A 21,532-nucleotide genomic window follows, 5' to 3' on the forward strand; every position below is an offset into this window, starting at 1 on the left:
TCCATCGCCTTATCCATCTTTCGCGAATAAATTCGCTCCTACAGGTATGGTTCACCCCATCGAGGTATTCCGGCCTCCCGTCTGCGCCGGATAGAACTCCCCCTTGAGCCCCAGCGCCTGCAAGCGCTGGCGCACGTCGTTTTCGATGTCCAGCACCTGGTCCGGATCGTCGATGTCGTCGACCACCAGCCACACGCCGGACAGGTTCTGGTCATGGGTGCCTTCGCTGAGCATGTCGTGGGTGAAGGCTTCATTGGAGCGCCACAGGCACAGTTCGTCTTCGCTGTGGCCACTTTCGGCCAGCGCTTGCGCCGAAGTCAGCCAGACTTCCTTGTACGGCCGCAGGTCCGCTTCGGCGAGTTCTTGCAGGGTGATCACCGTTTTCATCTCAACGCCTCCATGGTCAGTGCATAGGTTGTGACGCATGGCGCGCCCACGGTGTTCCCGGCAACGTGTCCGGGCAGACGAAATGGCCGTTGAACCGACCCGGCGCACTGGCGGTCGACCTCACAGTGCTCGAACAGGAGATTCGCAATGGCTTGTCCCGGACACCTGCGTGCCGATGATCCCTCGTCATGACCAGCTTTTCGCCTCTTAAAGGCCTCGAGGTTCGCGCCCATGAGCGGGCCGCGCTGCTGTTGGGCTTCGTCTTTCATTTCTGCGTGCTGGCCAGTTATTACCTGGTGCGGCCGCTGCGCGATGCGCTGGGGCTGGAAGGCGGCGCCGACAAACTGCAATGGCTGTTCAGCGCGACCTTCGTGGTGATGCTGATCGCCGTGCCGCTGTATGGCGCAGTGGTCGCCAGATTGCCGGCCATCCGCTTCGTGCCGCTGGTGTACCGGCTGGTGGCGCTGTCGATGCTGATCTTCGGCGTGCTGATCGCCCGTCATGATGCGCCGGTGCTGGTGGGGCGGGTGTTCTTCGTCTGGATCAGCGTCTACAACCTGTTCATCGTTACAGTGTTCTGGAGCGTGCTGGTCGATCGTTTCTCCAACGAGCAGGGGCGACGGTTGTTCGGCTTCATTGCCGCCGGTGGCACGCTGGGGACCTTTATCGGGCCGCTGCTGGCCGCGACCATGGCCACCCGTCTGGGCCCGGTGGCGCTGACTCTTGCTGCCGCCGTGCTGCTGGAAATCGCCGTGCGCTGTTATCGCGCTTTGCTGAAACGGACCCAGCCGCGCAACCTCAGCGAAGCAGGCGAGGGCGGTTATCAGCGTATGGGCGAGGAGAGCCGCAGCATGGGTGGCGGCGTGCTGGCCGGGGTCACGCTGATTCTCAGATCCCGCTATCTGCAGGGCATGGTGCTGTTCATGCTGTTGCACACCAGCGCGGCGACCCTGCTGTATTTCGAGCAGGGCCGCATCGTGGCCGACAGTTACGCCAGCGTTGCCACGCGCACGCAGTTCTTCGCCTATGTCGACCTGATCGTGTCGGCGCTGACCCTGATCTTCCAGTTGCTGCTGACGGCGCCATTGATCCGCCTGATCGGCATCAGCGGTGCACTGGCGGCCATGCCCATGGCGACTTTGGTGGCCTTCGCCGCCATGGCGCTGGCGCCGGTGCCGGCCAGTGTCGCGCTGGCCCAGGGGCTGCGGCGTGCGGTGGAATTCGCCATTGTGCGGCCAAGTCGCGAGGTGCTGTGGACCGTGGTCAGCCGGGAAGAGAAGTACAAATCCAAGAACGTCATTGAGACGCTGGTCTATCGTGGTGGCGATGCCGCCAGTGGCTGGCTGTCGGTGGGGTTGACCGCGCTGGGCGCCGGTTTTGGCGTACTGGCGCTGTTGATCGTGCCGTTTGTCGGGCTGTGGAGCTGGCTGGCGGCGTGGATGGCCGAACGCCAGGAAGAGCGCAAGCGCGACGCCGAAAACAGGAGCATGCCATGAACGACGCTACGCTGTTCACCCGAAGACGCTTCGTCACCCTGGCCGCCGGTGTGTCGGCGGCGCTTGTGTTCGATTCTGCAGCAGGTGCCACGTCCGGCGCCCAAGGAGACGTGAAGATGCTGACCCGCAACATTCCTTCCAGTGGCGAAGCCTTGCCGATGATCGGCGTGGGCACCTATCGCGGTTTCGATGTGGCGCCTGACAGTGACGCCTACAAGCTGCTGCCCCAGGTGCTCAGCGAACTGTTTCACGCCGGCGGTACAGTGATCGACAGCTCGCCCATGTACGGCCGCGCCGAGCAGACCACCGGCGAGTTGCTCTCGATCCATCGGCCGCGCTCGCCGGCGTTTCTGGCCACCAAGGTCTGGACCCGAGGCCGCGAGGCGGGCATCGCGCAGATGGAGGACTCGTTCAGGTTGCTGCAGACCGATCGCATCGACCTGATGCAGATCCACAACCTGCTTGACTGGAAAACCCACCTGCCGACCTTGCGCCAGTGGAAGGAGCAGGGGCGTATTCGTTACATCGGCATCACCCATTACACCTCGTCGGCCTATGACGAAGTGGAGGCGGTACTGAAGGCCGAGCCGCTGGATTTTCTGCAAATCAACTACGCGCTGGATGACCGCGCCGCCGAGGCGCGATTGCTGCCGCTGTGCCGTGAGCGTGGCGTGGCGGTGATCTGTAATCGGCCGTTTGGCGGTGGTGGGTTGTTGGGAAGGCTGCGCGACAAACCGCTGCCGGGGTGGGCCGCGCAGGTGCAGGCGAAAAGCTGGGCGCACCTGGCGCTGAAATTCCTGATCTCTCACCCGGCGGTGACCTGCGCCATTCCGGGGACGGGTAATCCGAAATACATGAGGGAGAATGCCAGCGCGGCGGCAGGGCCGTTGCTGACCGATGCCCAGCGCCAGCAGTTGATTGCGTTGGTTTGATGCGTCTCTGTACCTGTAGGAGCGAATTTATTCGCGAAAAACGATCGGGCGATAGAGATGTATCGCCTAATCGATCATTCGCGAATAAATTCGCTCCTACAGAAGACCGCGCAAACAGAACACGTTGTTTAGCGATTCACCAATTTGGCAGGCAACGCCACCACCAACAGACTGCTCAGCACCAGGCACCCGGCAAAGAACCACAACGCCCCGGCGCTGCTGCCGGTGACGTCGATGGCGATGCCCATCATGGAGTTGCTCACCAGCCCTGCGATGTTCGCCAGCGAGCAGGCCAGGGCAAAGCCGGTGGCGGCCGCACGGCCCTTGAGGAAGGTCGCCGGCAGGCTGAAGAACACCGGCACCGCGCCGATGATCGCCGCCGAAGCGATGGCGAACAGCACGACCGTGGCGACCACGTTATGGGTGAAGAAGGGACTCGCGGCCATCGCCACGGCACCGATCCAGAACGGCACGATGATGTGCCAGCGGCGCTCGCGGCGACGGTCCGAGCTGGCACCGATCATCAGCATGCCGATCAGCGCCGCGACGCTGGGCAGTGCGGTCAGCACGCCGATGTGGAAGGTGTCGGTGACCCCGGCGTTCTTGATGAAGGTCGGCATCCAGAAACCCATGGCGTAGGCGCTGAGCAGAATCGAGAAGTCGATACCGCCGAGCATCCACACCTTCAGGTTGAAGAAACCGTCGCGAAAACTGTGCTTGCTGTCCTTGCCCTCGGCTTCATCCAGACGCAGCTCGCCTTCGAGCAGCGATTGCTCCTCGCTGTTCAGCCATTTGGCGTCCTTGGGGGCATTGGGCAGCGCCCAGAAGGTCAACACGCCGAGCAGCACGCTGGGGATGCCTTCGATCAGGAACAGCCACTGCCAGCCGCGCAGGCCTGCACTCTGGTCGAAGTGGCCCATGATCCAGCCGGACAGCGGGCCGCCGATCACGCTGGACAGCGGCAGGCCGATCATGAACAGGGCGATGATGCGCCCGCGTCGGTAGGTCGGAAACCAGGTGGTCAGATAGAACAGCACGCCCGGCAGGAAACCGGCTTCGGCGGCGCCGAGAAAAAAGCGCAGCACATAGAACTGCATGGGCGTGGTGACGAACAGCGTGCACACCGACAATGCGCCCCAGGTGATCATGATCCGGGCGATCCAGATCTTCGCGCCGACCTTTTCCAGGATCAGGTTGCTGGGCACTTCGAACAGGATGTAACCGACGAAAAACAGCCCGGCACCGAGGCCGAACGCGGTTTCGCTGAAGTGCAGCTGGTCGAGCATCTGCAGCTTGGCGAAGCCGATGTTGATGCGGTCCAGGTAGGCAGCCAGGTAGCAGAAACACAGGAACGGAATGAGCTTCCAGGTGATCTTGTGGTACAGCGCCTTGATCGGGTCCGCGGCATCTGACGCGGAGGTTTCTACATTCGCAGAGGGCATGGGTGTCTCCTGGCGGTTCTATGACCTTTGAGCGCCGCGGCGGCTGATTTTGCCCGGGTTGGCGACGTTCTCATACGGCCTGTTGTGGTTTTTGTTTGCCGCACATCAAGTACTTTGGCAAGCACCTGCAGGCGGCTTCCAAAGGCAGTGTCAGAAGACTGGGCAACGCCTGGCCGATCCATGGCCGGGCAGCGTCCAGTGAGTGCGCAATCGGGTTACGCGACCAGCGCTCTATCGGGCTGGTTCTGGTGGCGGAAATCCGTTCTGCCGGTGTCGCTTATCCCTGTAGGAGCGAATTCATTCGCGAAGGTGGGGCAGGCGAAAGAGATGTATCGCCTGAAACATCGTTTCGCGAATGAATTCGCTCCTACAGATCCGGGTTCATTTCCTGAATTGGTCTATCGCCTCCTGCTTGCTGACGACATCGCCATATTTGCTATCGATGTCGAACAGATTGGCTTCGTGAGGATCGGGGTGGCGATCGCCGACGCATTCGCGCACCACGATGGTCCGGAAACCGTGCTGCACCGCATCCACAGCGGTGGCGCGGATGCAGCCGCTGGTGGAGCAACCGGCCAGCACCACGGTGTCGATGCCCTGTGCGTGCAGCATCGATGCCAACGAGGTGCCGAAGAACGAGCTGGCGTACTGCTTGCTGATCACCACTTCTTCAGGGGTCGGCAGCACTTCTTCGCAGAACGCCGCCAGCGGATTGCCTTCGACCATGTCCTTCATCACCGGCGCCTTCTTCACCCACACACCGCCATCGGCGAAATGCTCGGCGTGGTAGCGGATGTTGGTGTGCACCACCGGGATGCCCTGTCGGCGCGCCGCTGCCAGCAGCTCGACGCTCTCGGCCACGGCACTGACCACGCCGGGCGCGAACAGCGGCGCACCCGGTTGGGTGTAGCCCTGCATGAAGTCGATCATCAGCAGTGCAGGCTTGTTGCCAAAACCGATGCGGTTGCCCCATACGCCCTGGTAGTTGGCGTCGACGCTTTGTTGATTACTCATCCCGTTCTCCTTGAGAACTAACGGCTTGAAAGCTGATACCCGATTTTGTTGCTGGTGGAGTTCCTGTGGGAGTGAGCTTGCTCACGAAAGCGGTACGTCAGCTACAGGGATAGAGACTGACGCTCTTCGTGAGCAAGCTCACTCCCACAAGGAAATTGCACCTGGCGTTAGCGCAGTGGTGTGCCCAGAAAATCCCCGAACGCCGCAAAGAACCCCGGCAGGTTGTCCCACGGAATCATGTGGCCGGCGTTTTCCACGCGGGCGATCAGAATCTGCGGTTGCAACTGTCGGATCTCGGCTTCGTCCTCGGCCTGAATCACACCACCGCGACCGGCGACGATCAGCAGGGCAGGCACCGGCAGCTTCGGGAGGTCCTGATGGAAGTCCACTTCATGGAAGTCGTTGAAGGCGCGCACGATAGCCGGCTCATAGCAGGTGTGCAGCCACTCGGCGCGCAGCTGCAATTGCTCCTCGGTCCATGTCGGGCAGAACGCGCGCATGTCGTCGGCGCTCATGCCTTGTTGCGATTGGCGAATCGAGTCGACATACCACGGCAACTTCGACGGGTATTCGCGGCGGCCCGGGCCCGACACCGGTGGGTCGATCAACACCAGGCTTTGCAGCCCGCGCGGGTTGCGCACTGCAGTGCGGGCGGCAAAACGCGCGCCCATCGAATGGCCGACCAGGTGATAGCTGTCGATGCCCATCGCCTCGGCAAAAGCGCTGATGTCATTGGCGCAGGTGTCGACGCTGTAGTCCAGGTCCGGCCCCGAGGAAGACAGGCCGCGACCCCGCGCGTCCAGCACGTAGGTGTCGAAATACTGCCCCAGGCGTTCGGCGACGAAGCCCCAGGTGATCGCCGGGCTGGTGATGCCGGGGATCAGGATCAGCGCCGGTTGCCCTGCATGGCGGGTGCCGCCGTAGCGCAGGTAGTGCTGGCGAATGCCATTGGCCTGGACGTTGCCGCCGTGAATGAAGGTGCTCACGCTGCCACCCCCGATTTCAGTGCTTGGGCGTAGAGGTCGTAACCGTAGACCCAGGCCGGATCTTCCTGGGTACGCAGCCAGGTGTTGGCGTTGGACACGGCCTGCACGCGGGAGGCGCGCTCCTTGCGGTTGGCTTCGTAGAGCTCGAAGGCGGTGCGGTAGTCGCTGATGCCGGTTTCCTGCAGGCAGCGGGTCAGCATGGCAGCGTCTTCGATGGCCATGCCGGCGCCCTGGGCCATGTGCGGCTTCATCGGGTGGCAGGCATCGCCCAGCAGCACCAGGCGGCCGCGGCTCCACAGCGGCAGCGGATTACGGTTAAGCAGCGGCCACTTGGTGACGCTTTCGGTGGATTCGATCAGCGCCTGCACGGTGGGGTGATAGCCGGCGAAGGCCTCGTACATTTCTGCCTGGCTGCTGTCGACGAAATTGCCCTGGAAATCCCACGCCGCATGAGGCACGCCGGTGACGTAGTAGTACTCATCGCGCTTGCCGGTGGTGTGGTAGACCATCATGTGACGATCCTCGCTCCACCATTTCACGCAGTTCTCGAAGTCCAGGTTGTACTTGGTCAGCACTTCGCTGCGGATCAGGGCGCGGTGGGCCACCCAGCCGCTGTACAGCGGTTTCTCGAAACCGAGCAGTTCTTCGCGGATCTTCGAGTTGATGCCGTCGGCGCCGATCACGATGTCGGCGTCGGCGTGGGTGCCATCGGCGAAGTTCAGGCGCACGCTGTTGTCGCGTTCTTCAAGGGTGGTCAGGCATTTGCTGAAGTGCACGCTGCCAGGGGCCAGGGTCGACATCTGTAGCGCATGCAGATCGCCGCGGTGCACGGTGATGTAGGCCGCGCCATATTCCTTGCGTGAGAACTCGCCCAACGCGATGCGGGACATGTAGTCGCCAGTGGCGCCATCGCGGCTGAACCAGAAATCCGGGTGCGAGCCCATGTCGCTCAGGCGTTGTTCGATGCCCATGCGGCGGAAGATTTTCATGATGTTGGGGCCCATGTGGATCCCCGCACCGATGCGCGAGAACTCCGGCGCCTGCTCATAGATATCGACTGTGAAACCGGCCTGCTGCAACAGCGTGGCGGCGGCTGCCCCTCCGAGACCGGCTCCGACGATGGCGATTTTTTGCGTGGTTGGCATGGCGCACTTCCTTCGTGTTTCGTGAATCTTCGGTAAGGGTGTGGCGATTGAGCATAGTCAGTCATTCGCGTTTTTAAAGTGTATACGCTGAAAAATTTAAAAGTGAACTGCTTTTTGAAAATTAACTGTGCGACGTCGTAAATGGGCATGTCACCCTTTGTAACCCATAAATATAGGGGTATGTGTGCATGGGTAACAAACTGGTCTGCCTATTGCAGTCAATCTGAATTTGATGTCTGATCGCTTTTTATAAGTGTGTACGCTTTAAAATTTGCACTAATCCGGAGCGCGGTGCCTTTCGCTGGTGCATCTTGAGCAACGCACGATGCCCCCCGCTTCAAACGCCAGGAGAAAAGAAATGCCGGTTAGCGATTGCGAATTGACCCAGATGTTCGAACACGTGCTGACGCTGTCGAAGGTGGACGCGACCCAGAGCGTGGCGGTGCTCAAGAGCCACTATTCCGATGCGCGCACGGTGCGCGCGGCCATGGATGCCGCGCAGCGTCTGGGTGCCAAGGTGTACGCGGTGGAGCTGCCGTCGTTCAACCACCCCAGGGCCATGGGCAACGACATGACCGCCTACTGCGGCGACACCGCTCTGACCGGCAACATCGCCGCGCAACGGGCGCTGGAAGCGGCGGACCTGATCGTCGACACCATGATGCTGCTGCACTCGCCGGAACAGGAGCAGATCCTCAAGACCGGCACGCGGATTCTGCTGGCGGTCGAACCGCCTGAAGTGCTGGCGCGCATGCTGCCGACCCTGGCGGACAAAGAGCGGGTGTTGGCCGCCGAGCAGGTGCTCAAAGGGGCGCGCTCGATCCATGTGAAGTCCCGTGCCGGCAGCGATTTCCGTGCGCAGCTGGGGCAGTATCCTTCGGTCACCGAGTACGGTTTCGCCGACGAGCCCGGGCGTTGGGACCACTGGCCCAGCGGTTTTCTGTTCTCCTGGCCGAACGAGGAAACCGCCGAGGGCACGCTGGTCATCGACGTCGGTGACATCGTATTGCCGTTCAAGAACTACTCTCGTGAGCGGATCACCCTGGAGATCGAGAAGGGCTTTATCACGAAGATTCACGGTGGTTTCGAGGCCGAGTACCTGCGTGACTACATGAAGTATTTCAACGACCCGGAGGTGTACGGCATCTCCCACATCGGCTGGGGCCTGCAGCCGCGCGCGCAGTGGACCGCCATGGGCCTGCACGACAAGAACGACGGCATGTGCATGGACGCCCGGGCGTTCTACGGCAACTTCCTGTTCTCCACCGGGCCGAATACCGAAGTGGGCGGCACGCGCAAGACGCCATGCCATCTGGATATTCCGCTGCGCCATTGCGACATCTATCTGGATGACCAGGCGGTGGTGGTGGGAGGGGATGTGGTGGCGCCAGAGGCTTCCAAGGTTTAGCCGATCCCTCTGTAGGAGCGAATTCATTCGCGAAAGATCGTTCAGACGGTGCATCTCTATCGCCTGATCTATTTTCGCGAATAAATTCGCTCCTACAGGGAGGGGCGTAGCCTGAAGATTCCCCTGCCTGCCCACAACCGTTAATGTACCGCCACCCCCGATCCTGCGAACGAGCCACCCGTGTCCACTGACAACCCCTCCGACAACCATCAGTCCTACACCTTTTCCGAGCAGGTCGGCCATCTGCTGCGCAAGGCGTACCAGCGCCATCTGGCGATCTTCCAGCAGAACGTCGGCGACTCGCAGCTCACCGCCGTGCAGTTCGTCACGCTGTGTGCGTTGCGTGATCACGGACCCAGTTCCCAGACCGAGCTGGTCAAGGCCACAGCCGTTGACCAAGCGACCATTCGCGGCATCGTCGACCGCCTCAAGGCTCGCGACCTGATCAGCCTGGACCCCGACCCGCAGGACCGGCGCAAGGTCATCTGCAGCCTGACCGACAGCGGTCTTGCGCTGGTGCAGGAGACCGTGCCCCGTGCCGCGCAGATCAGCGAGCTGACCCTGAGCAGGCTCAACCCGGCCGAGCGCGTGGCGGTGCTGTTTCTGCTGCGCAAGCTGATTGATGAGCCTGGAGAATAAAACGCACCGCGGTTCTCTGTAGGAGCGAATTCATTCGCGAAGGTGGGACAGGCGCAGGAGATGTACCGCCTGAAACACCGTTTCGCGAATGAATTCGCTCCTACAGGTAATGCGATATGTCTGTGAAGAATTCATCGACTGACACACCGCCCCGCGGGCAAGCCCGGCTGCTACGGGGCAGGGGCTGTTCATGCCATCCGGGTAACACTCCCGCCTGAAATTTCCCCGTTTCCTACATCCCTTTCCCCACTGGCACGCTTCCTGCTCTCCATTCATGAAGTAATCACTTCATCAAAAGCCCGAGAGGGTTCGTAACACATGGGGAAGGCGATATGAGCGAGCAGCAGGTGGCGGTCGAACGGACCGTTGCACTGAAGGTCAACGGCCAGGCCGCGACGGTGACGGCGATGGCGGACACGCCGCTGTTGCTGATTCTGCGCAACGACCTGCAGCTCAACGGCCCCAAATACGGCTGCGGCCTGGGCGAGTGCGGGGCGTGTACGGTCATCATCGATGGCGTGGCGGCGCGTTCCTGCGTGTTTCCGCTGGCAGGCGCCGAAGGGCGGGACATCACCACCCTGGAAGGCATCGGCTCGCGCCAGTGCCCCCACCCGGTGCAACAGGCGTTCATCGACGAGCAAGCCGCGCAATGCGGCTACTGCATGAACGGCATGATCATGACCGCCAAGGCCTTGCTCGACCGCAACCCGCACCCCAGCGAAGCGCAGATCCGCAGCGAGCTGTCCGCCAACCTGTGCCGCTGCGGCACGCACATCGAAATTCTTCGCGCGGTCATGCGTGCCGCCCGCCAACAGCCTTGAACGGAGCGTTTTCCTTGTCCAGTCCAACCCCTCAGGCAACGCCCACCCGCGATCAACTGCTGGCGAGTAGCGGTGTGCTGCTGATCGTCGACGACATCCTGCCCCCTTCGGGTCCGGTCGCCAAAGGCGGCACGCCCACCGTCAAACCCAAGGAACTGGGGCTATTCATCGCCATCGATCAGCACAGCTTGGTGTACGCCTTCAACGGCCATGTCGATCTGGGCACCGGCATTCGCACCTCGCTGGCGCAGATCGTCGCTGAAGAACTGGACCTGCGCATGGATCAGGTGACCATGATTCTGGGCGACACCGAGCGGGCGCCGAATCAGGGCGCGACCATCGCCAGCGCCACGCTGCAGATCTCGGCAATTCCGTTGCGCAACGCCGCAGCCGAAGCACGGCGCTACCTGTTGCAGGCCGCCGCGCAACGCTGGGCTGTCGAGGCCGATTCGCTGCTGATCGAAAACGGCGTGATCAAAGCGCCGGATGGCCGCACCTGCCACTTTGGCGAATTGCTGACGGGCGAGCGCATCGAGTTGCGCATCTCCGGCAACGCACCGCTCAAGCGGCTGGAAGACTACAAACTGGTCGGCACAGTCGCTGCGCGGGTGGACATTCCGGGCAAGGCGACTGGGGAATTGACCTACGTGCACGACATGCGCCTGCCCAACATGCTCCACGGCCGGGTCGTACGCCCGCCTTACGCTGGCTACGACACCGGCTCGTTCGTCGGCACCAGCCTGCTGGCGGTCGATGAGTCGTCCATCGCGCACATTCCCGGCATCGTCAAAGTGGTGGTGATCGGCGATTTCATCGGCGTGGTGGCGATGCGCGAAGAGCAAGCCGCCAAGGCGGCCAAGGAACTGAAAGTCAGCTGGAAGCCCTGGCAGCAGCAGTTGCCGGACATGAGCGATGTCGAGCAGGCGATTCGCGACAACCCGAGCATCAAGCGGGTGGTGCTGGATCAGGGCAATGTCGAGCAGGCGTTGGCCCAGGCCAGTGAGCGGATGACCCGCACCTATCTGTGGCCCTACCAGATTCATGGCTCCATCGGACCCTCCTGCGGGTTGGCGGACTACACGCCAGAAGGCATTCGCGTCTGGTCCGGCACGCAGAACCCACACATGCTGCGGGCGGATCTGGCGTGGTTGCTGGAATATTCCGAAGAGCAGATCGAGATCATCCGCATGGAAGCGGCCGGTTGCTACGGGCGCAACTGCGCCGATGATGTGTGCGCCGACGCGGTGCTGCTTTCCCGCGCGGTCGGGTTGCCGGTGCGGGTTCAACTGACCCGCGAGCAGGAGCATGCGTGGGAACCCAAGGGCACGGCGCAGCTGATGGAGGTCGATGGCGGCATCAATGCCGACGGCGGGGTGGCCGGGTATGACTTCACCACCAGTTATCCTTCCAACAATTCGCCGACCCTGGCGCTGCTGCTGACCGGGCGTGTCGAGCCGGTGCCGGTGATGTTCGAAATGGGCGACCGCACTTCGATCCCGCCCTACGACATCGAACACATGCGCGTGGCCATCAACGACATGGCGCCCATCGTGCGCGCGTCGTGGATGCGTGGCGTTTCGGCGTTGCCCAATACCTTCGCTCATGAGTCCTACATCGATGAGCTGGCGTTCGCCGCCGGGGTCGATCCGGTCGAATACCGCCTGCGTTACCTGCACGATGAGCGCGCCGCCGAGCTGGTGCGCTCCACCGCCGAGCGGGCCGAGTGGGCGCCGCGCACCCAGCCGATGCAGACCCCGGAAGAAGACGGCGTGCTGCGCGGCCGTGGATTCGCCTACGCCCGTTACATCCACAGCAAATTCCCCGGCTTCGGCGCGGCGTGGGCGGCGTGGGTCGCCGATGTCGCGGTGGACAAGCACACCGGCGATGTGTCGGTGACGCGGGTGGTGATCGGCCACGACGCCGGGATGATGGTCAACCCGGCCGGCGTGCAGCATCAGATTCACGGCAATGTCATTCAGTCCACCAGCCGGGTGCTCAAGGAGCGGGTGACCTTCGAAGAGTCGACCATCGCCAGCAAGGAGTGGGGCGGCTATCCGATCCTGACCTTCCCGGAAGTGCCCAAGGTCGACGTCATGATGATGCCGCGCCAGGCCGAGCCGCCGATGGGCGCTGGTGAATCGGCGTCAGTGCCCAGCGCGGCGGCCATCGCCAACGCCATCTACGACGCCACCGGGATTCGCTTTCGCGAGCTGCCGATCACTGCTGAACGGGTGCTTGCGGCGCTGAAAGGTGCGGGAGAAGCGGCTAACGCCAATCCGCCTGAGTTGCCCAAGGCCAAGCGCTCGAAGTGGCTGTTCGGTTCGCTGTTCGCTGCCTTCGGCGCGGTGCTGGGCATGGCCGCGACGGCCTTGCCTTGGCGCGCAGAAATCGCCCCGATCGCACCGCCTGGCGCGGGCACCTGGTCAGCCGCGACGCTGGAGCGTGGGCGGCTGCTGGCATCGGCTGGCGATTGCGCGGTCTGCCATACCGCGCCGGGCGGGGTAAAGAATGCTGGCGGCCTGGCAATGCAAACGCCGTTCGGCACTTTATATAGCAGCAACATCACCCCCGATCCGGAAACGGGGATCGGCAACTGGTCGTATCCGGCGTTCGAACGGGCGATGCGTGACGGCATCAGTCGTGATGGCAAACACCTGTACCCTGCGTTTCCCTACACCGCGTTTCGCAATATCGACGACGCCGACATGCAGGCGCTGTACGCGTACCTGATGTCCCAGGCGCCGGTCAGGCAAGTGCAGCCGGCCAATGACATGCAGTTTCCGTTCAACGTGCGGCCACTGATGGCGGGCTGGAATGCGTTGTTTCTGCGCAAGGGCGAGGTCAAGGCGCAACCTGAGCAAAGCGCGCAGTGGAATCGCGGGCAGTATCTGGTCAATGGCCTTGGGCACTGCGCGGCCTGCCATTCGCCGCGCAATCTAATGGGCGCGGAGAAGGGCGGGACGTCGTTTCTAGCAGGTGGGATGGTCGATGGCTGGGAAGCGCCGGCGCTCAACAGCCTGTCGAAAGCGCCGACGCCCTGGACCGAGGATCAGTTGTTCAACTACCTGAGCACCGGCTATTCCGACGCTCATGGCGTGGCAGCAGGGCCGATGGGGCCGGTGGTTTCGGAGTTGTCGAAGCTGCCGAAATCCGATGTGCGGGCGATCGCGGTGTACCTGGCGTCGCTCAACGGCTCGGCGCAAGCCACGCCCCAGGCTTCAGTGGCCGTGCAGCCGGTGGTGTCGGCGCAGTCATTGAGTAACGGGCAGCGGGTGTTCGAAGGCTCGTGCCAGGGCTGTCATGCCGATGGCGCGGGGCCGAAGCTGTTTGGCGTGAGTCCTTCGCTGGCCAGCAACACCAACGTGCACAGCGCGCTCCCGGACAACCTGATCAAGGTGATCCAGCAAGGCATCGCCAACCCGGCGACCAAGGATCTGGGCTACATGCCCGGTTTCAAGGACAGCCTGAGCGATACCCAGATCAGCGACCTGGCGGCCTATTTACGCAGCCGCTTCGCGCCCAGCGAGCCGCAGTGGACGGGGTTGCAGGAGAAAGTGGCGTATCTCAAAGCCAACCCTGGCACCCACTGACCTCTCACCGACCCCGTAGCAGCACGGCTTGCCGGCGGGAGCGGAGTGTCTGCGACAAATGTATTGTCTGACACACCGCCCCGCCGGCAAGCCGTGCTGCTACGAGATCAGTTTTGTGCTTTCACCCCACGCACCACCAGATCCTGAATGAACGCCAGCCAGTCCTGCCGCTGGCCCTGGCCGCCCATGTCCTGGCCCAGGAACGAGGTCAGGGTGTGCAGGTTGGAGTTATAGAAGTAGCAGAGCGAGGCGATCATCAGGTAGACGTGCTTGAGGTCCACGTCCAGCCGAAACAGGCCCTGTTGCTGGCCGGCTTCGATGATCGGCTTGAGCACGCCCACCGCTTCGCCCGACAGGCGTCGCAACTCGCTGGACTGTTTGGCGTGTTTGCCCTTGTGCAGGTTTTCGATGCTCAGTATCGCCACGAACTCGGGATGATTGACGTAGTAGTCCCAGACGAACGCCACCAGTTGCTGCAGAGTCTCGACTGGCGTGGCCGGGTCGAGCTGCAGCTGGCTTTCGGCAAGGTTGAAGCGCTCGTACGTGTGCTCCAGCACTTTGACGAAGAGCTTTTCCTTGCTGCCGAAGTAGTAGTAGATCATCCGGTCGTTGGATTCGGCCTCGGCGGAGATCTTCTCGATGCGCCCGCCCGAGTAGCCATCGCGGGTGAACACCGTGATGGCCGCCTTGAGGATGCGTGCCTTGGTTTCTTCGGCCTGTTGCGCGCGAACGCCCGTGTTCTTGCTCATGGCGATCAGAGGATCCGGTACAGCAGGCGTTCGACCCGCACCCGGCTCACCCGGCGTAGGAAGGTGCGTACGCCCAGCGGGTATTCGCTCAAGGTGTCCAGCTCATCGAACTTGCCCACGCGGTGGGTGTTGCGCATCAACAGCTCGATTTCCTCGGCGCGCGGCCTGAGCCATTCGCCCTTGGGGTCGTCGATCAGCACGGCGTTTTCCAGGTCGAGCTGAAACGCGCGCGGGTTGAGGTTGTTGCCGGTGAGCAGGGTGTAGCGCTGATCCGACCACAGGCCCTTGAGGTGGAAGGTGTTGTCGCCGTCTTTCCACAAATGGATGTTGAGCTCCTGACGGGCCACCGCATTCTGATGCTTCTGCATGAAGCGGCGCAGGCTGATTTCGTACAGGTAAGGCAGCGCCGAGATGACCTTGAACGGCTCCTGCGACGGGATGAAGAAGTCGTTGGCGGTCTTGTCGCCAATGATGATGTCGACTTTGACCCCACGCTTGAGCGCCCGGTTGATCTCGCGTTTGACCACCAGCGGCATGTTGAAATACGGCGTGCACAGCGTCAGTTGATGGCGGGTCGCGGCGATCAGGTCGCACAGCACTTTGCTCAGCGGGTTCTTGTTGCCGATGCCCAGCAGCGGGATCAGGCGTATCTCGCCGTTTTCCCGCACGCCGTCGTTGATGTCATAGCTGGCGCGCTTGAGGCGCTGGCGGAACTGGCGGATTTCCCCGCGAATGCTGCGCGAGGCCGGTGGATTGGGCAGGTCCAGGCGATGCACGGCCTCGGACGGGAGAATCTGTTCATGCACCAGGCGCAGGAAGGAGTCGGCCAGCGCCTTGTTTTCGAGCAACTGGTAACGATCCAGGCGGTATTTGCCGAGTTTGTGCAGGTAAACGTTGTTGATGCTGGCGCCGGTGTAGATCACGCAGTCATCGATGATGCTGCCTTTGAGGTGCAGCACGCCAAACAGCTCGCGGGTCTGCACCGGCACGCCGTAGATCGGCACTTCCTGATCGTGTTCCAGGTGCTGGGCCTGATACCAGGCCGAGTTGCCCGCCTGTTTGCCGGCGCCGATCAGCCCGCGCTGGGCGCGGAACCAGTCCACCAGCACGACGATTTCCAGCGCCGGGTTGGCGGCTTTGGCGGCGTAGAGAGCGTCGAGGATTTCCTGCCCGGCCTCATCCTGTTGCAGATAAAGGGCGACGATGCAGATGCGCCGGGTGGCCTGGGCGATCTTCTGCAGCAACACGCGGCGATAGTCGGCCGCGCTCGGCAGCAGGGTAATGGCCTGGCCGGACGACTCGAAGCCGCGCAGCGCTGCAAGGGTGGAGCGTCGGAAGGGAGCCCGCATAAGCCTCTCGATGGGTCGAATCAACAGCGCACGAGCTTACACCAGAGTGCGCCTATTGGTGGCTTTGGCAGCAGGTTCGTTGAGTTGTTCAGCGGATTTTCAGGAAATGCGCGGAGGTGGGAATGGCTTTTGATCCCGTAGCAGCACGGCTTGCCGGCGGGAGCGGTGTGTCTGTGGCAGATGCATTGTCTGACACACCGCCCCGCCGGCAAGCCGTGCTGCTACGGGGGAGGGCAGCGATCGAATCAGAAATCAATGGTCCCGGAAAACTTCACCAGCCGCGGATCGCCCTGGGTCAGGAAGCCGCCCGCCGCCGAGGCCCAGTAATTCTTGTCAGTGATGTTCTCCACGTTCACCCGCAAGGTCACATCCTTCTGCGCCACCTTGAAGCCGTAGCGCGCGCCGGCGTCGAAGCGGTTCCAGGTTGGCAGGCTCAGGGTGTTGGCCTGGTCGGCGTACTGGCCGCCGGTGCGCAGGGCCCGGGCGTTCAGCGACAGGCCGTTGATGCCCGGCACGTCCCAGTCGACGCTGGCGTTCATCAGGAAGGTTGGCACGCCCACCGCGTGGTTGCCGTCGTCGGCGCCGTTGCCGGTGTCCTTGAGCTCGGAGGTCATGCGCGTGGCGCCGGCCAGCAGGCGCAACCCTTCGATCGGCTCGCCGTAGACATTCAACTCGATGCCGCGGTTGATCTGCTTGCCGTCACGCACGAACACATCGTCGGCATTGATGAAGCCGTCGGTGGGTTTTTCGATGCGGAACACGCCCAGATTCGCGCCGTAGGAGCCCATGTCCAGCTTGATCCCCGCTTCCAGCTGCTTGGTGCGGCCCGGCGGGAAGGTCTGCCCGAGGTTGATTGCCGGCGCTCCGGCGGTGGGCCCCTGGGCCAGGCCCTCAATGCGGTTGGCGTACAGCGACACGCTTTCCACCGGTTTGTAGACGATGCCGTAGACCGGCGTGGTGATGCCGTCGTCGTACAGCGCGGTGCGGCTGCCGGTGGTAAGGCTGTAGCTTTCGACCCGCAATTGCTGGCGCCGCACGCCGTAGGTCAGCAGCAGTTTGTCGTCGAAAAAGCCCAGCGTGTCCGACAGCGCGATGCTGCGGTTACGGGTCTTGCCGTTCAGGTCAGGGTCGCCCAAGTCGCCCGAGGCGAAGGTCACGGTGCCAGGTTTGGGCACCGACGGCGTGTGGTAAATGTTGGTGGGTACGCTGTTGAAGAACACGAAGGCGTTCTCTTGGCGGGTCCAGATGCTCGCCGCGCCCAGCGCGATCTGATGGCTGACCGGCCCGGTCTGGAAGCGGCCGTTGAGCCCGGCCATGACAGTGCCCGCGTCTTCGTTGTGGTTGATGTTCGACGCTGCGATATCGGCATCGCCGGTGGCCGAGTTGTTGAGCACGGGCGTGCCGTAGACCCCGGTTTCCCGGGTGTGCTTGCCGCCGCCGGCGAGGTACGCGGTCCAGCTGTCGTTCAGGTCGTATTCGCCGCGAATCATGCCGAAGGTGTCTTCGGTTTCCTGGTGGGTCCAGTTCTGCCCGTAGTTGTGATCGGCCGACGGCGCGGTGGGGATGCCGTCGATGCTGCCGAAGCGCACGTTGTTGCGCAAATGGTTGATGCGTTCCTTCTGATAGCCGAAGTCGGTGGAAATACGGAAGCGATCGCCCCGGTAATCCAGGCCTGCAATAAACAGTTTCGAGCGCTGGTCCATGTCGTCGATCGCCGTTTCCCCTTCGCGCTGGCTGAGATTGAGCCGGGCGCCGAACCGGTTTTCCGGCCCGAAGCGCTGGCCGATGTCCAGGTGCTCGCCGATCCGTCCGTCGGTGCTGATGTCCTGGGTGTAGCGGCGGGTCGGGATGTCCTGGGCGCGCTTGGGCTGCAGGTTGACGTTGCCGCCAAGGCCGGTGCCGGTGGGGCTGGCGCCGTTGAGGAAGGCGTTCGGGCCCTTGAACACTTCGACGCGCTCCACCGAATCGATGGAAATGATCTGCCGCGGCAGCACGCCATACAGGCCGTTGAAGGACAGGTCATCGCCGTTCAGCGGCAGCCCGCGAATGGTGAACACCTGAGACTGGTTGCCGAAACCGCCCGACACCCGCACCGACGGGTCATTGAGCAGCACGTCGCCGACGTTTTCGGCCTGCTGGTCCTCGATGATTTTCGAGGTGTAGCTGGTCATGGTGAAGGGCACGCTCATGTTGTCCTGATTGCCCAGCACGCCCATCTGCCCGCCACGGGCGACCTGGCCGCCGGCGAAGGGCTCGGGGAGGGTGCTGGGTGTCTGTTTCAGAGCATCGGCGTTGATGGCGGTGGCGCCGAGTTCCAGTGCCTGATCGGCGGCGTAGGCGCTGACGCTGACCGAGCAGCACAGTGCAAGAAAAGTGGGGCGGGAGGGCAAGCATATGGCCATGGAAAGGGTGTCCTCTACAGGTCTCGAAAGGATGCCAAGCGCTTCCATGCCTTGCTTACAGCGGCGTATCGAGACTCAGTATAGGAACGTATTGCAAATTGTTATCATTGCGTATCTGGGTTTTTACATTTTTTTCACATATGCAGGTGGTCGTTTGGATGGATTTTGTTATCTGAAAGCCGATATGAGTTCATCCCGTAGCAGCACGGCTTGCCGGCGGGGCGGTTTGTCTGTGACGGATATGTCGACTGACACACCGCCCCGCCGGCAAGCCGTGCTGCTACGGGGCTGTTTTAAACCTTGAGAACCAACTTACCGTTGTTCTCGCCCTTGAACAGCATCTGCAAGGTCTCGGGAAAGGTTTCCAGCCCGTCGACCACATGCTCCTTGCTCTTCAATTTGCCCTGGGCCAGCCAGCCGGCCATTTCCATGCCTGCGCGGCCGAAATGCTCGGCGTGATCCATGACCACGAAGCCTTCCATGCGGGCGCGGTTGACCAGCAGTGACAGGTAATTGGCCGGGCCCTTGACCGCTTCCTTGTTGTTGTACTGGCTGATCGCACCGCAGATCACCACCCGCGCCTTGAGCGCCAGGCGCGTGAGCACGGCGTCGAGGATGTCGCCGCCGACGTTGTCGAAAAACACATCCACGCCTTTGGGGCATTCGCGCTTGAGGGCGGCGTGAATATCTTCGCTCTTGTAATCGATGGCGCCGTCGAAGCCGAACTCGTCGATCAGGGTCTTGCACTTGTCCTGGCCGCCAGCGATGCCGATCACCCGGCAACCTTTGATCTTGGCGATCTGCCCGGCCACGCTGCCCACCGCACCCGCCGCGCCGGAAATCACCACGGTGTCACCGGCCTTGGGCTGGCCGACTTCCAGCAGGGCAAAATAGGCCGACATGCCGGTCATGCCCAACGCGGCCAGGTACACCGGCAGCGGCAGCAGTTTCGGATCGACCTTGTGAAAGCCCTTCGGCTCGCCGACGAAGTAATCCTGAACGCCGGTCACGCCCTGCACGTAGTCGCCCACGGCGAATTTCGGGTTGTGGGATTCGATCACCTTGCCCACGCCCAACGCGCGCATCACCGCGCCCAATTCCACCGGCGCAATGTAGGACTTGCCTTCATTCATCCAGCCGCGCATGGCCGGGTCCAGCGACAGGTATTCGCTTTTCACCACGATCTGGCCGTCGGTCGCAGCCTGTACCGGCACGGTCTGAAAGGTGAAGTCATCGCGGCTGGCCGCACCGACAGGACGGCGGGCCAGCAGGAATTGGCGATTGTTCAGGGCGGTCATGGCAGGTTCCTGGATCAAAGGGGAAACGCCAGTGATAGACGCTCAACGGCTGAACGGCAAGCAACGCCACCCCGGCGAATGCGGGGCGATCCATCGCAATGATGTTTTTCAATCCGAATATCACCACTGCCCATGATCAGGCAAACGGCTGTTTGATAGTGCTGACGGCGGCCAGCGGCCCGTGACTACACTGTCTGGCAACGGGCTGCGGGCCCTTCCTTACAAAAAGCACAACACAGGACGATTCCATGAGCATGACGTTTTCCGGCCAGGTGGCCCTGGTCACCGGCGCCGCCGCAGGTATCGGCCGCGCCACGGCGCTGGCTTTTGCCGAACAGGGCTTGAAAGTGGTGGCGGTGGATCTGGACAGCGACGGCGGCGAGGGCACTGCCGAACTGATTCGTCAGACCGGCGGCGAGGCGCTGTTTCTGCGCTGCGACGTCACGCGCGAGGCTGAAGTGGCGCAAATGACCAGCAGGGTAGTGGAGGCATTCGGCCGCATCGACTACGCCTTCAACAACGCCGGCATCGAGATCGAAAAAGGCAAGCTGGCCGAGGGCAGCGAAGCGGAGTTCGACGCGATCATGGGCGTCAACGTCAAAGGCGTGTGGCTGTGCATGAAGTATCAGTTGCCGGTGATGCTGGCCCAGGGTGGCGGGGCGATCGTCAACACGGCTTCGGTGGCGGGCCTGGGGGCGGCGCCGAAGATGAGCATCTACGCGGCGTCCAAGCATGCGGTGATCGGCCTGACCAAATCGGCGGCCATCGAGTACGCCAAGAAGCAGATCCGGGTCAATGCGGTGTGCCCGGCGGTGATCGACACCGACATGTTCCGCCGCGCCCACGAAGCCGACCCGCGCAAGGGCGAATTCGCCGCCACCATGCACCCGGTCGGGCGCATCGGCAAGGTCGAGGAAATCGCCAGCGCCGTGTTGTACCTGTGCAGTGACGGCGCGGCGTTTACCACCGGGCATTCGCTGGCGGTGGATGGTGGGGTGACGGCGTTTTAAAGGGCGCTGCAATGTTCAATTGTGGGAGCCGGCTTGCTGGCGATTGCGGTCAATCCTTCACCACAACGGTGTCTGACCTGACGCTTTCGCCAGCAAGCCGGCTCCCACAGGTTTATGCGTGCCTTCACGCATCCAGCGCCTTGAGCAAGGTCTTGCCGGTGTCGAGCAATTCGGCCGCCAGCGCCTCATCGCTCACCGCCCGCGACAGGCCGATCGCGCCCACCAGCGTGGAGATTGCCAGCAAGGCCTGGGCGCGTTTTTTCGCCGGTTGCTTGCTGCTGGTCAGGGCGGTCAGCGCGGCCAGCTCGTTTTCCAGCGCGCGCGTATAGAGCTCACGAATCGGCTCGCTGCTGCGCGCCACATCGTTCATAACCGCTGCCAATGCGCAACCTGAACCGGGGTCATTCTGATGGCGCTCGCTCAGATAGCGCTCCACCAGATCGCTCATGGTCAATGTGGAGCCTGCATCGGTGTAGTTTTTCAGCGCTTCGGAGCGTTTGTCGAAGGCGCATTGCAGCGCTTCCTCGACCAGTTTTTCCCTGGATTCGAAATGCTTGTAGAAGCCGCCGCCGGTCCGGCCCGCTTCTTTCATCAGGTCGGAAACGCCAATGCCGTTGAGGCCGACTTCGCGAAACCGTTCCGCCGCCAGGTTGACGATGTGGTCATGGATGATGGCTTTGTCTGCCTGCGAGCGCGACATGGGGAGGTCTCCGGTAATCACTTTTCACCACGATATGGTGAGCGATCATACGCCAAATCCCGAGAGAGAAAATTTTAATTTGGAGTATGGACGAAATCCAAAATAAGAGTATGGTTGTACTCCATAACGTGCTGGTGGGTGCCAGATTACGTTGCCATCCACAT

The 21,532-nt window shown here is 62.4% G+C and carries 17 protein-coding genes; 7 read left to right on the forward strand and 10 right to left on the reverse strand.

What is annotated here, in order from left to right; translation table 11 throughout:
* Positions 1 to 51: 51 nt before the first annotated feature.
* Positions 52 to 387, reverse strand: a complete 336-nt coding sequence (locus AC1MEK_RS17985; protein ID WP_480397628.1) for a hypothetical protein — start codon at positions 385 to 387, stop codon at positions 52 to 54.
* 188 nt (positions 388 to 575) lie between these two features.
* On the opposite strand from AC1MEK_RS17985, the gene AC1MEK_RS17990 reads away from it, so the two are divergent.
* Positions 576 to 1,883 carry an NTP/NDP exchange transporter gene (locus tag AC1MEK_RS17990; protein ID WP_480397629.1) on the forward strand — a complete coding sequence of 436 codons (1,308 nt, stop codon included), beginning with the start codon at positions 576 to 578 and terminating at the stop codon, positions 1,881 to 1,883.
* Positions 1,880 to 2,815, forward strand: a complete 936-nt coding sequence (locus AC1MEK_RS17995) for an aldo/keto reductase (protein WP_480397630.1) — start codon at positions 1,880 to 1,882, stop codon at positions 2,813 to 2,815. The genes AC1MEK_RS17990 and AC1MEK_RS17995 overlap by 4 nt, the downstream gene beginning before the upstream one ends.
* A 128-nt stretch (positions 2,816 to 2,943) precedes the next feature.
* Here the strand turns inward: AC1MEK_RS17995 and AC1MEK_RS18000 are convergent, their stop codons facing one another.
* The 4 genes from AC1MEK_RS18000 to AC1MEK_RS18015 form a co-directional block, all read right to left on the reverse strand.
* The gene (locus AC1MEK_RS18000; protein ID WP_480397631.1) at positions 2,944 to 4,257 is read right to left on the reverse strand and encodes an MFS transporter; all 1,314 of its coding nucleotides are present in this window, start codon (positions 4,255 to 4,257) and stop codon (positions 2,944 to 2,946) included.
* A 381-nt stretch (positions 4,258 to 4,638) separates the two neighbouring features.
* The gene (locus AC1MEK_RS18005; RefSeq protein ID WP_480397632.1) at positions 4,639 to 5,271 is read right to left on the reverse strand and encodes an N-carbamoylsarcosine amidohydrolase; all 633 of its coding nucleotides are present in this window, start codon (positions 5,269 to 5,271) and stop codon (positions 4,639 to 4,641) included.
* Between the two features lie 167 nt (positions 5,272 to 5,438).
* Positions 5,439 to 6,257 (reverse strand): alpha/beta fold hydrolase, encoded by an 819-nt coding sequence (locus AC1MEK_RS18010; RefSeq protein ID WP_480397633.1) that lies wholly within the window; start codon positions 6,255 to 6,257, stop codon positions 5,439 to 5,441.
* Entirely contained in the window at positions 6,254 to 7,402 is a 1,149-nt protein-coding gene (locus AC1MEK_RS18015) for an FAD-dependent monooxygenase (protein ID WP_480397634.1), read from the reverse strand. The genes AC1MEK_RS18010 and AC1MEK_RS18015 overlap by 4 nt, the downstream gene beginning before the upstream one ends.
* Before the next feature lie 358 nt (positions 7,403 to 7,760).
* On the opposite strand from AC1MEK_RS18015, the gene AC1MEK_RS18020 reads away from it, so the two are divergent.
* The 4 genes from AC1MEK_RS18020 (at position 7,761) to AC1MEK_RS18035 (ending at position 13,860) form a co-directional block, all read left to right on the forward strand.
* Entirely contained in the window at positions 7,761 to 8,810 is a 1,050-nt protein-coding gene (locus tag AC1MEK_RS18020; protein ID WP_480397635.1) for a 2,5-dihydroxypyridine 5,6-dioxygenase, read from the forward strand.
* A 180-nt stretch (positions 8,811 to 8,990) separates the two neighbouring features.
* Complete coding sequence (locus AC1MEK_RS18025) at positions 8,991 to 9,449, forward strand: MarR family winged helix-turn-helix transcriptional regulator (RefSeq protein WP_480397636.1); 459 nt, start codon at positions 8,991 to 8,993, stop codon at positions 9,447 to 9,449.
* A 332-nt stretch (positions 9,450 to 9,781) separates the two neighbouring features.
* Complete coding sequence (locus AC1MEK_RS18030) at positions 9,782 to 10,270, forward strand: (2Fe-2S)-binding protein (RefSeq protein ID WP_480397637.1); 489 nt, start codon at positions 9,782 to 9,784, stop codon at positions 10,268 to 10,270.
* A gap of 14 nt (positions 10,271 to 10,284) precedes the next feature.
* The gene (locus AC1MEK_RS18035; protein WP_480397638.1) at positions 10,285 to 13,860 is read left to right on the forward strand and encodes a molybdopterin cofactor-binding domain-containing protein; all 3,576 of its coding nucleotides are present in this window, start codon (positions 10,285 to 10,287) and stop codon (positions 13,858 to 13,860) included.
* Positions 13,861 to 13,967: 107 nt separating this feature from the next.
* Here AC1MEK_RS18035 and AC1MEK_RS18040 read toward each other — a convergent pair whose 3' ends face one another.
* From AC1MEK_RS18040 to AC1MEK_RS18055, 4 genes are all read right to left on the reverse strand, one after another.
* Complete coding sequence (locus AC1MEK_RS18040) at positions 13,968 to 14,609, reverse strand: TetR/AcrR family transcriptional regulator (RefSeq protein WP_480397639.1); 642 nt, start codon at positions 14,607 to 14,609, stop codon at positions 13,968 to 13,970.
* A 5-nt stretch (positions 14,610 to 14,614) separates the two neighbouring features.
* Positions 14,615 to 15,958: a CDP-diacylglycerol--serine O-phosphatidyltransferase gene (pssA, locus tag AC1MEK_RS18045; protein WP_480397640.1), complete on the reverse strand. Its 1,344-nt coding sequence runs from the start codon at positions 15,956 to 15,958 to the stop codon at positions 14,615 to 14,617.
* A gap of 245 nt (positions 15,959 to 16,203) precedes the next feature.
* Positions 16,204 to 18,360 carry a TonB-dependent receptor gene (locus AC1MEK_RS18050; RefSeq protein WP_480397641.1) on the reverse strand — a complete coding sequence of 719 codons (2,157 nt, stop codon included), beginning with the start codon at positions 18,358 to 18,360 and terminating at the stop codon, positions 16,204 to 16,206.
* 293 nt (positions 18,361 to 18,653) lie between these two features.
* On the reverse strand, positions 18,654 to 19,658 hold the full coding sequence (locus AC1MEK_RS18055; RefSeq protein ID WP_480397642.1) for an NADP-dependent oxidoreductase: 1,005 nt from the start codon (positions 19,656 to 19,658) through the stop codon (positions 18,654 to 18,656).
* A gap of 248 nt (positions 19,659 to 19,906) precedes the next feature.
* Between AC1MEK_RS18055 and AC1MEK_RS18060 the strand changes: the two genes are divergently transcribed.
* Positions 19,907 to 20,668, forward strand: coding sequence for an SDR family oxidoreductase (locus tag AC1MEK_RS18060; protein WP_480397643.1), 762 nt, complete (start codon positions 19,907 to 19,909; stop codon positions 20,666 to 20,668).
* 124 nt (positions 20,669 to 20,792) lie between these two features.
* Here the strand turns inward: AC1MEK_RS18060 and AC1MEK_RS18065 are convergent, their stop codons facing one another.
* The gene (locus AC1MEK_RS18065) at positions 20,793 to 21,368 is read right to left on the reverse strand and encodes a TetR/AcrR family transcriptional regulator (protein WP_480397644.1); all 576 of its coding nucleotides are present in this window, start codon (positions 21,366 to 21,368) and stop codon (positions 20,793 to 20,795) included.
* Between the last annotated feature and the right edge of the window lie 164 nt (positions 21,369 to 21,532).

This window comes from Pseudomonas sp. 2, assembly GCF_056627435.1.